The sequence below is a fragment of the Agrobacterium sp. 22-214-1 genome, from assembly GCF_053522465.1.
Window position 1 is genome coordinate 816282 of sequence record NZ_JBNWCK010000001.1, and the last position, 13714, is coordinate 829995.

Sequence of the window (13714 nt, forward strand, 5' to 3'; positions counted from 1 at the left end):
TCTTTATAACGTTCGCGCGTCAATCGGAAGCAGAGTCTCGGACAAGAATTGATCTGTCACAATGTCGGACAACCAGAAAGCCCTTCCGTCATTCCGGCCTTGAGCCGGAATCCAGTCGACGTGCGTCTGCGCGGCGGAAAAACTCTTTTCAGCCCAAAGACTTGGGCTGGCTGGATTCCGGCTCAAGGCCGGAATGACGAGAGGGAGAGGTATCAGCGATAATAAACCACCGAGCCAGCACTCCAGCTCATGCCGAGGGAAATTCCGCAAGCCTTGCGGCATAACGCGCCATGGTATCGACTTCGAAATTCACGAAATCGCCCGGCTGGCGTTCGCCCCAGGTGGTGACGGTCAGCGTATGGCGGATCAACAGCACGTCGAAATCCGTGCCTTCGACGGCGTTGACGGTCAGCGAGGTGCCGTCGAGCGCCACGGAACCCTTGGGCGCCACGAATTTCGCCAGATGCTCCGGCGCGCGCAGACGGATGCGCATCGCCTCGCCTTCCGATTCCACCGAAAGGATTTCCGCCCTGCCATCGACATGGCCAGAGACGATGTGGCCGCCAAGCTCATCGCCGATCTTGAGCGCCCGCTCCAGATTGACGTGGGTACCCTTTTGCCAGCCGGCAATCGTCGTCAGGCGCAGCGCCTCTTCCCATGCCTCGACCTCGTACCAGCGCTCATTGCTGCCGTCTTCCGGCAGTCTCGTCACCGTCAGGCAGACGCCGCCATGGGAGATGGACGCGCCCATATCGATGGTCTTGGGATCGTAATTGGTCGCCACCCGCAGACGCACGCCTTCGGCCAGAGCTTCCAGCTCGGAAACGGTTCCGACGTCGGTGACAATTCCGGTAAACATCAAATCGGCCTTTCATAATCGAAGCAGCGATCCGGCCCATAAGCGGTTTCGCTGAGCAGAGCGTAGTCGCCCGGAATATCGGCACGTTTGAGCGGCGTTTCAATGCCGCCCTCACCGATCACCACCGGGCTTTCGAACAGCATGATACGGTCCACCAGCCCCGCTTCAAGGAATGATTTTGCGGCAAAGGCGCCGCCTTCGACCAGAAGTTCCGACATGCCGCTTTCGGCGAGGATGTGGAGGAGGTTTTCAAGCGTTGGGGCTTCGAGGATCTGGACGCCGGCGTCGGTGAGAAGTTGACGCTTTGACTCGCGGCCACCCCCCTCTGCGCTGCCGGGCATCTCCCCCTCAAGGGGGGAGATCGATGGGGCGCTGCCTTGCCCGACCTTGAAGGTTGACGAATGAGAGGTGGAGTCGAAATTTGAGCGAGCGGCCAGCCCCTTGCCGATCTCCCCCCGTGAGGGGGAGATGCCCGGCAGGGCAGAGGGGGGTAACGCCGCAACGACCACCGGCACCTCCCGCGCAGTCCTCACCAGCTTAGACGTCAAAGGCAATTCTAACTGCCGGTCCAGCACGATCCGCACCGGGGAACGCTGCTCCATGCCGGCAATACGCACCGTCAGTTCCGGATCGTCGGCAATCGCCGTGCCAATTCCCACAAGGATACAATCGCAACGCGCCCGGAGTTCATGCACGGCATGGCGCGCCTCGGGACCGGTAATCGCCACCTGCCCCTCGCCTTTCCTGCCGATCATGCCATCGGCGGAAACGGCAAGCTTCAGAATCACATGCGGGCGTTTTTTCACCTGACGCGTGAGGTAACCGGCCAGCGCTCTCTTACCCTCATCCCGCAACAGGCCGGTTTCCACGACAATGCCCGCGTCCCGTAAAATCGCATAACCACGGCCGGAAACACGCTCGTCCGGATCATCCACCGCCACCACGACGCGGGCGACGCCGTATTCCACCAGGGCATTGGCGCAGGGCGGGGTCTTGCCCCAATGGGAACAGGGTTCGAGCGTCACATAGGCGGTCGCGCCGCGTGCCGCCTCGCCGGCGATTTCCAGCGCCTGACGTTCGGCATGGGGGCGACCGCCGATGGCAGTCACCGCTTCGGCGATGATTTTCCCGTCCTTGACGAGAACACAGCCGACGGAGGGATTGGTAAGCGTCTGACCTTGATGGCGGAGAGAAACCTCGATTGCCCGGGCCATGAATCTTTCGTCATCGGCGCGGGTGGTCACGGCTAGACTCCGGCGTCCGTATCGCGGGCGATCTTGGCGTTGATTTCGGCAATCACGTTCTCGAAATCCTCGGCATGGCTGAAATCGCGATAGACCGAGGCGTAACGCACGAAGGCCACGTCATCGAGGCTCTTCAGCGCCTCTAGAACCTGCAGGCCGATTTCTTCCGAGGGAATTTCCGTCTCGCCGGAACTTTCCAGGCGGCGAACGATGCCGGAGACGGCACGCTCGATCCGGTCGCGATCGACCGGGCGCTTGCGCAGCGCGATCTCGAAGGACCGCACCAGCTTTTCCCGGTCGAAGGGCAGCTTGCGGCCGCTTTTCTTGATGACCATCAGCTCGCGCAGTTGCACGCGCTCATAGGTCGTGAAGCGGCCGCCGCAATCGGGGCAGATGCGCCGCCGGCGGATGGAGGTATTGTCCTCCGCCGGACGCGAGTCCTTGACCTGCGTGTCTTCAGAACCGCAAAAAGGGCAGCGCATCTTCGTCCTTTCTCTTACATGTACGGATACATGGGGAAACGGTCCGTCAGGCCGACGACCTTTTCACGCACCGCAGCCTCGACGGCGGCGTTGCCCTCATCCGAATTGGCAACCTTCAGACCATCGAGAACCTCGACGATCAGCTTGCCGATTTCGCGGAATTCCGCTTCCTTGAAACCGCGCGTCGTGCCGGCCGGCGTGCCGAGACGGACACCGGAGGTGACGAAGGGCTTTTCCGGATCGAAAGGAATGCCGTTCTTGTTGCAGGTGATGTAGGCGCGGCCAAGTGCGGCTTCCGCGCGCTTGCCGGTGGCGTTCTTCTTGCGAAGATCGACCAGCATCAGGTGGTTATCGGTGCCGCCGGAGACGACATCCAGACCGCCTTCGACCAGCGTTTCGGCCAGCGCCTTGGCGTTCTTGACGACCTGTGCGGCATAGTCCTTGAACTCGGGCTTCAGCGCTTCACCGAAGGCAACGGCCTTGGCGGCGATGACGTGCATCAGCGGGCCGCCCTGCAGACCGGGGAAGACGGCCGAGTTGAACTTCTTGGCCAGATCCTCGTCATTGGTGAGGATCATGCCCCCGCGCGGACCGCGCAGCGATTTGTGCGTGGTGGTGGTGGCGACATGGCAGTGCGGGAACGGCGACGGATGCTGGCCACCGGCAACGAGACCGGCGATGTGGGCCATGTCAACCATCAGATAGGCGCCGACTTCATCGGCGATCTCGCGGAAGCGCTTCCAGTCCCAGACACGCGAATAGGCGGTGCCGCCGGCGAGAATGAGCTTCGGCTTGTGTTCCTTGGCCTTGCGCTCCACCTCGTCCATGTCGAGCAGGTTGTCGCCTTCACGCACGCCGTAGGAAACGACGTTGAACCACTTGCCGGACATGTTGACCGGCGAACCGTGCGTCAGATGGCCTCCCGAGTTCAAGTCGAGACCCATGAAGGTATCGCCCGGCTGGAGCAGCGCGAGGAACACGGCCTGATTCATCTGCGAACCGGAGTTCGGCTGAACGTTGGCGAAGTTGACGCCGAACAGCTTCTTGGCGCGTTCGATGGCGAGTTCTTCAGCGATGTCGACGAACTGGCAGCCGCCGTAATAACGCTTGCCCGGATAACCTTCCGCATATTTGTTGGTCATGATCGAACCCTGCGCTTCGAGCACGGCGCGGGAAACGATGTTTTCCGAGGCGATCAGTTCGATCTCGTGGCGCTGGCGACCCAGTTCCTTCTCGATCGCGCCGAAAATTTCCGGATCGACATCGGCAAGCGGACGGGAGAAGAAAGCATCTGTGTTCGACATGGTGAAGGCTCCTGAAACAGTAATGCGATGGCGTCTTAGCGCCCTGCCCCGACAAGAGCAATACGGGCAGCGAGATTTGCCCGTCAAACTGCGACGTTGCGACAAAAAACGACAGAGGTTTTCAGAAAATCGCCAAAAAAAAAGCCGCACCCGAAGGTGCGGCTCATGGTGATTGAATGAAATGGATGCCGGATCAGTTGCGCGGCAACAGATCGTCATCCACCGGGCCGGCGGGCTGTTCCATGCCGCTCGTGGTGTTGAGCGCCAGTTCGGCATTGCCGTCCTTTTCATAGATGTCGTCGCGGAACTGCACCACGCCGTCCTTCGCCGACCACGCGGTGATGTAGACGAAATAGACCGGGATTTCCTGCGCCAGCTTGATCGGCGTGTTGACGCGGGTGGCGATGACGCGCTCCATTTCCTGACGCGACCAGCCGGGCGTGTCGCGCAACAGCCAGCTCGTCAGGTCGCGCACGTTCTGCACGCGCACGCAGCCGGAGGATTCGAAACGCATCAGCTTGTTGAACAGGCCCTGCTGCGGCGTGTCGTGCATATATTCGTTGTTCGGATTGTGGAAGTTGATCTTCGTGGACGACATGGCATTGATCTTGCCCGGGTCCTGACGGAACATCAGGTTCGGAGCCTTCGGCGCGAACCAGTCGACTGCGGTTGGCGAAACTTCCTGCCCCTTGCCGTCGATGAGGCGGATATTGTTCCGCTCCAGATAGGTCGGATCCTTCTGCATCAGCGGCACGATGTCCTTTTCGACGATCGAACGCGGCGCGGTCCAGTAAGGGTTGAGGATGACCTCGTAGATCTTGGAGTTGATGACGTGGGTCGGGCGGCTGGCGCGGCCGACGACAGCCGTGTTGCGCAGCACGACGCGTTCATTTTCAACGGCTTCGATGGCGGCGGCAGGGATATTCACCATCAGGTGACGCTGGCCGAGATCGCCGGACATGGACTGGATGCGAACGAGGTTGGTCTGCAGCTGCGCCAGACGGATCTGAGCCGAAACATTGAGCGCCTTCGTGGTGTATTCGCCGCTGACGCCATCTGCCGGAAGGCCATGACGGGCCTGGAAACGCTTCAGCGCGCCATCGACGTAACTATCGAAGGCGCTGGAAATGCCGGCTTCGCGCGGCAGGTCGCCGGATACCATCAGTCGCTGGCGCAGCGCCTGTACGGAAGGATCGGAGACGCCGATCTGGAGACGCTGCTGGGACGCGGGCACTTCCGGCCAGCCGCCATTCTGCACGATCTGCTGATATTGCATGATCGCCTGCTGCATGTAGACCGGCGCTTCGCGTCCGAGAACCGGATTGTTGGAAACGACGCCCACGGCCGAACGCGACGTATTGGCGTCGAACTGGTCATCCCAGTTACCGCGGCGCGAAGAGCCCATGAGATCGTTGAGCGCGTTCTGCGCAAAGGCCGGCGCGGCAAGCGCGGCAGCGCCAACGGAAACGGCCGAACGCAGAAGCGCGCGGCGCGATACGGAATCGGAAACGGATTTCTTTGTCATTCTACCTACCAGCCACTCTCTTCGGCATTCTCAACAATGCCTAAATCAATATGATTAACAAACACGTACAACGTGTCTGCCGGCTGGTAATACTCAATACCCATCCATTAGGCGCCATTGTCTGGCAGAACGGTCGGGACTTGCCGCGACAGCAGGAGAAACAGCCGGCTCCTTCACCCTTGCCGGTCCCATATCAATATGGCCGATTCGTGTCACGGGCCTCACCTCACGAAGCTTTGTTCGCCTGAGAAACAGGGCGAAGGCTCGAAGAAGGGCTGGGCTTGACACGCAAAAACGCCCAACGCGGAATCCGCAAGCCGGGAGCAAAAGGATGCTCCCGGCTTAAACAGTGAAACCGTCGCGATATTACAGGCGGTAAGCGATCGAGTCGTTCCAGAAGCGATCGAGGCGCTGCAGCAGCTTGTTCATTTCGGAGAACTCGCCGGTGCCGATGCCGCCGACCTTTTCGATCGAGCCGACGTGGCGTTCATAAAGGCGGGCAACCGTTTCGGCGATTTCCTGGCCCTTTTCCGTCAGGCTGATGCGGACCGAGCGACGGTCGACACGCGAGCGCTGGTGGTTGATGAGACCGAGATCGACCAGCTTCTTGACGTTATAAGAGACGTTCGAGCCGAGGTAATAACCGCGGGAACGAAGCTCGCCGGCCGTCAGTTCGGAATTGCCGATGTTGAACAGCAGCAGGGCCTGAACGGCGTTGACGTCATCACGACCCTGACGGTCGAACTCATCCTTGATGACATCGAGGAGGCGGCGGTGGAGACGTTCCACCAGGTGCAGCGACTCCATGTAGAGCGAGCGGATGGTATCTTCATGTGCATCGGCAACAACGGCCTGGGGCTTAACTTTGCTATTGATCATGACTGCCTCACTGTTTTGTTTGGCGGTGTGTTTGTTTGTCTCCCGCCTTGAGTGAGAACCTAATCAATGCGCATAAAATTCTACTTAAAAGCTACGATTAACAAATGGTTACCTGCATTTTCCCCGGAGGGCCCAACTTGTGGCGAAGCGGAAATGGTCCAAGGTCATGCATTATAAATCAATGACTTAGCCATTAAATGCGGCCCAAAATCAGGCCGAATTGCTTTATTCTTATGGTAAATCAATTCTTGCGCGTTCTTCATTCTGGCGCTGATCCAGCCAGAAAGCGACCAGGAATAGTATATAAATGGTTGCCACAAGGCCGTGCATGACGGGTACGAGCGTGTTGGCGCCGAAGATATGCGGCCACACCTTATACATGGCGATCTGCGCACCCGCGCCCATGACCCACATGACCGCGCCCCAGGAGGCCCCGAGCCAGAGACCGAGTGCCGCGACAGGGAAAATAACGGCCAGCGCGCTGCCGGCCACGCGCCAGGGCAGGTTCAGCATATCGAACCTTCCGTGACCTCCAAGCGAATAGCCCGTCAGCATCGCCCAATATTGCAAGCCGAACCAGAAACAGGAAACCGCGACCAGCCTCATGAAGACCAGAAAGAGGATTTCCGTAAGCGGGCGTTTCGGCAGAGGTTGAGAATCAGGTTCCATGGCCGGAAGATACGGTCTCGACGAACGGGCGACCAGCCCATATTGAATCCCGCCGCCTGCCTTGTCAAAGCATCATCGTCATCGCAGGACGCCGATGAGGGAAGATTGTCGCATTCGCATGGGCCAAGCTTCATGCTATGCAGCTTTCCAAATTTGATCGAAGGACATTCTTACATGCAGGACAAAACGCATCTGGTCGACGAGATCACCGGCCATCGCCGCATGCGGCGCAATCGCAAGGCGGATTGGACGCGCCGTCTGGTGCAGGAAAGCCGCCTCACCGTCGACGATCTCATCTGGCCGGTCTTCATCGTGCCGGGCAGCAATATTCTCGATCCCATTCCGGCGATGCCCGGCGTCAACCGGATGAGCGTCGACAAACTGGTCGAAGCCGCAAAAGAAGCTGCCGATCTCGGCATTCCGGCAATCGCGACCTTCCCGAACATCGAAATGGAACTGCGCGACGAGACCGGTTCCAACGCGCTCGAGGCGAATAATCTCATCAATCAGGCAACCATCGCCGTCAAAAAAGCCGTTCCCAATATCGGCATGATCACCGATGTCGCGCTCGATCCCTTCACCAGCCACGGCCATGACGGCATTCTGCGCGGCGACGAGATCGTCAATGACGAGACGGTGGAACAGGTCGTCAAGGCGGCGATCCTTCAGGCGGAAGCCGGATCGGACATTATTTCTCCATCGGAGATGATGGATGGCCGTATCGGCGCCATCCGTCGCGGTCTCGATGCCGCCGGGCACCAGAATGTCGGCATCATGTCCTATGCGACGAAATTCGCTTCGGGATACTACGGTCCCTATCGCGAGGCCATCTCCACGGCCGGCCTGCTGAAGGGCGACAAGAACAGCTATTACATCAGCCCTGCCAACGGCATGGAGGCGATCCGCGATGCCGCCCTCGACGTGGAGGAAGGTGCCGATATGCTGATGGTCAAGCCCGGCCTGCCCTATCTCGACATCTGCTGGCGGCTGAAGGAAAATTTCGGCCTGCCGACCTTCGCCTATCAGGTCTCCGGCGAATATACCCAGATCAAGGCTGCCGCCATGAATGGCTGGATCGACGGCGAGCGCGTGATGATGGAAACGCTTCTCTGTTTCAAGCGTGCCGGTTGCGATGGCGTTCTGACCTATTTCGCCATCGAGGCCGCACGCAAACTCGCAAAGGGCTGAAGCCCGCACTTATTGTATTCGGTCGTTTTCTTCCCATATTGTCAGCTGACACGGCACTCATGCCGCGCTGTCATACCCTCTCAGGAGAAAACGACCGATGAGCCTCGACCAGAACCCCACTTATGCCGCACCGGATGACTGGCGCGCCTATAGCGGCGTCCTGAGCCGGCGGGTCTTCGCATTCCTGATCGATTATGCGATCGTTCTCCTGCTGTGCATCCCGGCCGCGGTCATCGTCTTCTTCCTTGGCGTGATTACCCTCGGCCTTGGCTTCTTCCTCTATCCGGCGCTGTTCGTCATCGTTGCGGTGCTTTATTTCGGCATGACGCTCGGCGGCCCCTCGCAGGCCACCCCCGGCATGCGGGCGATGGGGATAGCCATGGCGCGGATGGACGGACGGCGAATCGATTTCCTGCTGTCGACCGTTCACATCGTGCTTTTCTGGGTCATCAACTCGGTTTTGACGCCGCTTATCCTGCTTGCAGGCCTGTTTACCGAGCGCTCGCGCCTCGTTCACGACTTCCTGCTCGGCACCGTCATCGTCAGAACGCGCTGATATTGCGGAAAGCCACGCAAACGTGGCTTTCAAACCCCGCAAATGCCGCATCTCGCAGTTGACGTTTTCCGGCATTTTGCCATTCTGTGACATTATGCATGTCGCTTGAAGCGCCGCCGCCGACCCCGTGAAATCGCGGCGCGCTTTCATAACAGACGCAGGAGGCGATCACGGTTCGATGAACACGCAGGCGACGCCCTCTCCCCAATTCTATCTTACGGCGCCGGCCACCTGCCCCTATCTGCCGAACCAGATGGAGCGGAAGGTCTTCACCCATCTGGTCGGCCCGCGCGCTTCGGAAATGAACGATCTTCTGACCCAGGGCGGTTTCAGGCGCTCGCAGAACATCGCCTATCGCCCAGCCTGCGAAAACTGCCGCGCCTGCGTCTCCGTGCGTATCCTGACCGAACAGTTCCAGCCGACGAAATCGATGCGGCGTGTTCTGGCCGCCAACAGGGATGTCGTCGCCACCGTTCACGCCGCGGAGCCCTCCACCGAACAATTCGCCCTGTTTCGCCGCTATCTCGACCACCGCCACCAGTCGGGCGGCATGTCCGACATGTCGGCGCTGGACTATGCGATCATGGTGGAAGACACGCATGTGAACACCCGCATCATCGAATATCGCGTGCGCGAACCCGGCTCCGGCATCGATTCCAGCAAGCGCGGCGAACTTCTGGCCGTGGCGCTCAGCGACGTGATGAGCGACGGTCTCTCGATGGTCTATTCCTTCTTCAATCCCGATCTCGAAAAACGCTCGCTCGGCACCTTCATGATCATCGATCACATTACCCGCACCCGCGCGCTTGGCCTGCCGCATGTCTATCTCGGCTACTGGGTCGATGGTTCGGAAAAGATGGGTTACAAGACCCGCTACCATCCGCAGGAACATCTGACGTCGCGCGGGTGGGAGGTTTATACGCCGGAAGAAAAGTAACGGTTGGGCCAACCGTCAAAATCGCATGCTAAACTCCAATCAAACTTGGAGTATTTCAGATGAAATCAACCATTTGCGAGATCGGTGAAGAGGCAGGCGTTGTAATCCCGAAGGATATGCTTGAACGGCTTGGCTGGAAGATTGGCGACGTTCTCAGCTTAGGAACTGACGGCACCGTACTTGAATTGCGAACTGCTGAGAGCCCGAACGAAGAAGCAACAGGTGACTTTGATCGTCAGCTGGAACATGCACGGCAAGCGATGCGCAAGTACCACGTTGCTTTAAAAGCGCTCGCGAAGTCATAAGCACTCGATGGTTTGATTGCCCAACACATGAGATTGAAAACGTCCCGGGACAGCCCCGGGACGACATTCAAATATCAGCCGCCAAATTTCCCGCTACGCGGAAAGCCCTTCGGCACGGTGCGGCCCGCCGTTGCGCGGTCGGCCAGCCATTCGCGCAGTTCTTCACCCACCTTGTTGAAGAGACGCCCGGCCGTGTCGGACCATGATAAGCCTTCGGCAAGCGCGAAACATTTCACGTCGACGACGCCGCCATCCTTGTAGCGCTGCAGGCGCACGCCCTTGCCGCGCGACATTTCCGGCACCTGCGCCAGCGGGAAGGCGAGCAGCTTGCGGTTCTCGCCCACGACAGCGATATGATCGCCCGTGACCGGCACGGCGAGCTTTGCTTCATCCGGCATCGAGACATTCATGATCTGCTTGCCCTTGCGGGTATTCGCGACCATTTCGCTCTCGGGCACGATGAAACCGTTGCCGGCGGTGGAGACGAGCAGCAGCTTGCGCGACGGATCGTGCACGAAGGCGGTCAGGATGTCCTGATCGTTCTCCATATCGACCATGATGCGGATCGGCTCGCCATGGCCACGACCGCCCGGCAGCTTGTCAGCGCCGAGCGTATAGGCCTTGCCGCCCGTCGTCAGCAGCAGCAGCTTGTCGGTCGTCTGCGCCGGGAAAGCGAGTTTCGGGCCGTCGCCTTCCTTGAAGGTGAGCGACGAGGTATCGGACATGTGCCCCTTCAGCGCCCGGATCCAGCCCTTCTGCGAGATGACGATGGTGACCGGTTCCTTTTCGATCATCGCCTGCTGGATGGCCTCGATATCGGCGTCCGGCGCATCCGCGAACTGCGTGCGGCGGCGGCCGATCTCGGTTGCCTTGGCGTATTTCTTTTTGACCTCGCCGATTTCCCAGGCGACGGTCTGCCATTGCTTGTCATCGGAAGCGAGCAGCCCCTCGATTTCAGCCTTCTCGTTGCTGAGTTCGTCGAATTCCTTGCGGATTTCGAATTCTTCGAGCTTGCGCAGGTTGCGCAGCCGCATGTTAAGGATGGCTTCGGCCTGATTGTCGGTGAGCGACCACTTGGCCATCATCACCTGTTTCGGCTCATCCTCTTCGCGGATGATGCGGATGACCTCATCGAGATTGAGATAGGCAACGAGCAGGCCGCCCAGAATTTCCAGCCTGCGGTCGATGGCCGCCAGACGGTGGCGGGAACGGCGGACCAGCACGTCCTTGCGGTGCGCCAGCCACTCGCTCAGCACCTCGTTCAGAGCCATCACCTTCGGCACCTTGCCGAGCGACAGCACGTTCATGTTGAGCGGCAGGCGGCTTTCGAGGTCGGACAGGCGGAACAGCGATTCCATCAGCAGCGTCGCATCGACGGTACGGCTCTTCGGCACCAGCACGATGCGCACATCTTCGGCCGATTCGTCGCGAATATCCTCGAGAAGCGGCAGCTTGCGGGCAATCAGCAGCTCGGCGATCTTCTCGATCAGGCGCGATTTCTGCACCTGGAAAGGAATTTCGGTGATGACGATCTGGTAACCGCCGCGGCCGAGATCTTCCGTTTCCCATTTGGCGCGCACGCGGAAACCGCCGCGGCCGGTCTTATAGGCATCGAGAATATTCTCGCGGCTTTCGACGATCACGCCACCGGTCGGCAGGTCGGGGCCGGGAATGAATTCCACCAGCTTTTCAACCGTCGCATCGGGATGTTTGATGAGATGAAGCGCCGCGTCGCAAAGTTCATGGGCGTTGTGCGGCGGGATCGAGGTCGCCATGCCCACCGCGATGCCGGAGGCCCCGTTGGCGAGCAGATTGGGGAATGCGCCCGGCAGGACGACGGGTTCCTCGTCTTCCTCGTTATAGGTGGCGCGGAAATCCACCGCATCCTCGCCGATGCCCTCGAGCAGCAGCGCCGCAACCTCGGTCATGCGCGCTTCGGTGTAACGATAGGCGGCGGCGCCGTCGCCATCGATATTGCCGAAATTGCCCTGCCCGTCCACGATCGGATAACGCTGCGAGAAATCCTGTGCGAGACGCACCAGCGCGTCATAGACAGACTGGTCGCCATGCGGGTGGAATTTACCGATCACGTCACCGACGATACGGGCGCATTTCTTGAAGGCCGAGTTGGGGCGAATGCCCATTTCACTCATGGCGTGAATGATGCGGCGGTGAACCGGCTTCAGGCCGTCGCGCACATCCGGCAGCGCACGATGCATGATCGTGGACAAGGCGTAAGCGAGGTAGCGCTCTTCAAGCGCCGCCTTCAAATCGACCGGATGAATGTTATCGTCTCCGCCGGACGGAGGTACAAGATTTTTTCCCATGGTGCTTGACTAGCGGAAATGCCGATTCCCGGCAAGAAATTCGGGGGTCGCGCCTGTGGATGAACGCAACCCTTTCATGCGATTTTTTGTTAACCGCGTTGCAAATGCCGCAATGCCGCCGTCATGGGAATCGATCTAAATCCTATAGACCTTTGAATAATCGCGAATATAAGTATCAGCATTCGAATTCGAACACGGTACACAGCCGTACGTTGAGGGAAGAAACATCATGAGACTGAAATCCACCCGGCAGGTTCTTTTCGCGAGCGCCGCGCTTCTTACGCTTTCGGCGCCGGCTTTCGCGCTGGATGGCGGGGATGTGCTGAAGAAGATCAATGCGGCCTATGCCGCGCAGGGCGGCGAGATCGTCGCCGGTTCCGTCGCCGTCAACGGCTCGACGGTGACCCTCAACAGCGTGACCTTCAACGCGGTCGCCGATCCGGCCAAGAAGATCCCGGTCGGCAATGTGACGCTCGAAGGCGTCGAGGAAAACAACGGCGGCTACAAGATCAAGAACGCCCGCTTCGACAATATCGACTACAAGCAGGAAAATGTAGAGATCAAGGCAAGCGACATTTACATGTCCGGTCTCGTCATTCCCGCAGACTCCACCACCGGCACCGTCGATGCGCTGATGTTCTACGACGAAGCACATAGCGGTCCGGTTTCCGTTTCCATCGACGGCAAGCCGGCTTTCTCGCTTGAGGAAACCAGCGCGACGATGTCGGTCAGCGATGACAAGAACTCTATCGGCTTCGAACTCGACGCTTCCGGTTTCAAGGCCGATCTCAGCGAAGTGACCGATCCTGCGACCAAGGACGCGATTGAAAAGCTGAAACTGCAGGCGCTCTCCGGCGACATGACCATGAGCGGCAGCTGGGAAGTGGCCTCCGGTACTATCGATGTTGAAGAATACGCCATCGACCTCGATGATGTCGGCCGCCTGAACATGTCGTTCGGTTTCTCCGGCTACACGCTCGCCTTCATCAAGTCGATGCAGGAGACGGTGAAGGCGCAGGCCGCCAATCCGAACAAGGAACAGGCGGACCAGGCAGCAAGTCTCGCCATGCTCGGCCTGATGCAGCAGCTCTCCTTCATCAACGCTGAAATCAGCTTCGAAGACGCCAGCATCACCAAGCGCGCCATCGACTATGCGGCAAGCCAGCAGGGCATGACGGGCGATCAGCTTGCCCAGACCATCAAGGGCATGGCCCCGATCATGATGGCCTCGCTCAACGTTCCGGAATTGCAGAACATGGTGTCGGCGGCCGTCAACGCCTATGTCGACAATCCGAAGAACTTCTCGATCACGGCGGAGCCGGAAAAGCCGGTTCCGTTCCCGATGATCATGGGCGCTGCCATGGGCGCGCCGAACACCCTGCCGAAAATGCTCGGCGTAACGGTGACGGCAAACGAATAGAACCAAAAAGCCCCGGTCA

Annotated in this window: 13 protein-coding genes; 5 read left to right on the forward strand and 8 right to left on the reverse strand. The window is 59.5% G+C overall.

The annotated features are described in order from the left end of the window. Positions 1-247 precede the first annotated feature (247 nt). The 7 genes from ACQZ5G_RS04155 to ACQZ5G_RS04185 all read right to left on the reverse strand — a co-directional run bounded on the left by ACQZ5G_RS04155 (position 248) and on the right by ACQZ5G_RS04185 (position 6962). Complete coding sequence (locus tag ACQZ5G_RS04155) at positions 248-859, reverse strand: riboflavin synthase (protein ID WP_448737040.1); 612 nt, start codon at positions 857-859, stop codon at positions 248-250. Further along, positions 859-2103 (reverse strand): bifunctional diaminohydroxyphosphoribosylaminopyrimidine deaminase/5-amino-6-(5-phosphoribosylamino)uracil reductase RibD, encoded by a 1245-nt coding sequence (gene ribD / locus ACQZ5G_RS04160; protein WP_448737041.1) that lies wholly within the window; start codon positions 2101-2103, stop codon positions 859-861. The genes ACQZ5G_RS04155 and ribD overlap by 1 nt, the downstream gene beginning before the upstream one ends. A 2-nt stretch (positions 2104-2105) precedes the next feature. Beyond that, the gene (gene nrdR, locus ACQZ5G_RS04165) at positions 2106-2585 is read right to left on the reverse strand and encodes a transcriptional regulator NrdR (RefSeq protein WP_003496675.1); all 480 of its coding nucleotides are present in this window, start codon (positions 2583-2585) and stop codon (positions 2106-2108) included. A 14-nt stretch (positions 2586-2599) separates the two neighbouring features. Further along, positions 2600-3889 (reverse strand): serine hydroxymethyltransferase, encoded by a 1290-nt coding sequence (gene glyA, locus ACQZ5G_RS04170; protein ID WP_020809946.1) that lies wholly within the window; start codon positions 3887-3889, stop codon positions 2600-2602. 193 nt (positions 3890-4082) lie between these two features. Further along, positions 4083-5414: a L,D-transpeptidase family protein gene (locus ACQZ5G_RS04175; RefSeq protein WP_003520799.1), complete on the reverse strand. Its 1332-nt coding sequence runs from the start codon at positions 5412-5414 to the stop codon at positions 4083-4085. Positions 5415-5780: 366 nt separating this feature from the next. Then, positions 5781-6290 carry a transcriptional regulator LdtR gene (gene ldtR, locus ACQZ5G_RS04180; RefSeq protein WP_026363448.1) on the reverse strand — a complete coding sequence of 170 codons (510 nt, stop codon included), beginning with the start codon at positions 6288-6290 and terminating at the stop codon, positions 5781-5783. Positions 6291-6524: 234 nt separating this feature from the next. Continuing rightward, on the reverse strand, positions 6525-6962 hold the full coding sequence (locus ACQZ5G_RS04185) for a DUF6163 family protein (protein WP_003496683.1): 438 nt from the start codon (positions 6960-6962) through the stop codon (positions 6525-6527). Between the two features lie 174 nt (positions 6963-7136). On the opposite strand from ACQZ5G_RS04185, the gene hemB reads away from it, so the two are divergent. The 4 genes from hemB to ACQZ5G_RS04205 all read left to right on the forward strand — a co-directional run bounded on the left by hemB (position 7137) and on the right by ACQZ5G_RS04205 (position 9948). Next, positions 7137-8150 carry a porphobilinogen synthase gene (gene hemB, locus ACQZ5G_RS04190; protein WP_137452083.1) on the forward strand — a complete coding sequence of 338 codons (1014 nt, stop codon included), beginning with the start codon at positions 7137-7139 and terminating at the stop codon, positions 8148-8150. Positions 8151-8247: 97 nt separating this feature from the next. Then, positions 8248-8706, forward strand: coding sequence for an RDD family protein (locus ACQZ5G_RS04195; protein ID WP_035217820.1), 459 nt, complete (start codon positions 8248-8250; stop codon positions 8704-8706). A 178-nt stretch (positions 8707-8884) separates the two neighbouring features. Next, on the forward strand, positions 8885-9643 hold the full coding sequence (locus ACQZ5G_RS04200) for an arginyltransferase (protein ID WP_448737042.1): 759 nt from the start codon (positions 8885-8887) through the stop codon (positions 9641-9643). Between the two features lie 59 nt (positions 9644-9702). Beyond that, entirely contained in the window at positions 9703-9948 is a 246-nt protein-coding gene (locus tag ACQZ5G_RS04205; RefSeq protein ID WP_080817244.1) for an AbrB/MazE/SpoVT family DNA-binding domain-containing protein, read from the forward strand. Between the two features lie 74 nt (positions 9949-10022). Here ACQZ5G_RS04205 and parC read toward each other — a convergent pair whose 3' ends face one another. Continuing rightward, the gene (gene parC, locus ACQZ5G_RS04210; RefSeq protein ID WP_448737043.1) at positions 10023-12275 is read right to left on the reverse strand and encodes a DNA topoisomerase IV subunit A; all 2253 of its coding nucleotides are present in this window, start codon (positions 12273-12275) and stop codon (positions 10023-10025) included. A 229-nt stretch (positions 12276-12504) separates the two neighbouring features. On the opposite strand from parC, the gene ACQZ5G_RS04215 reads away from it, so the two are divergent. Next, a complete protein-coding gene (locus ACQZ5G_RS04215; protein ID WP_448737044.1) occupies positions 12505-13695 on the forward strand; it encodes a hypothetical protein in 1191 nt (396 codons plus the stop codon). Positions 13696-13714 lie beyond the last annotated feature (19 nt).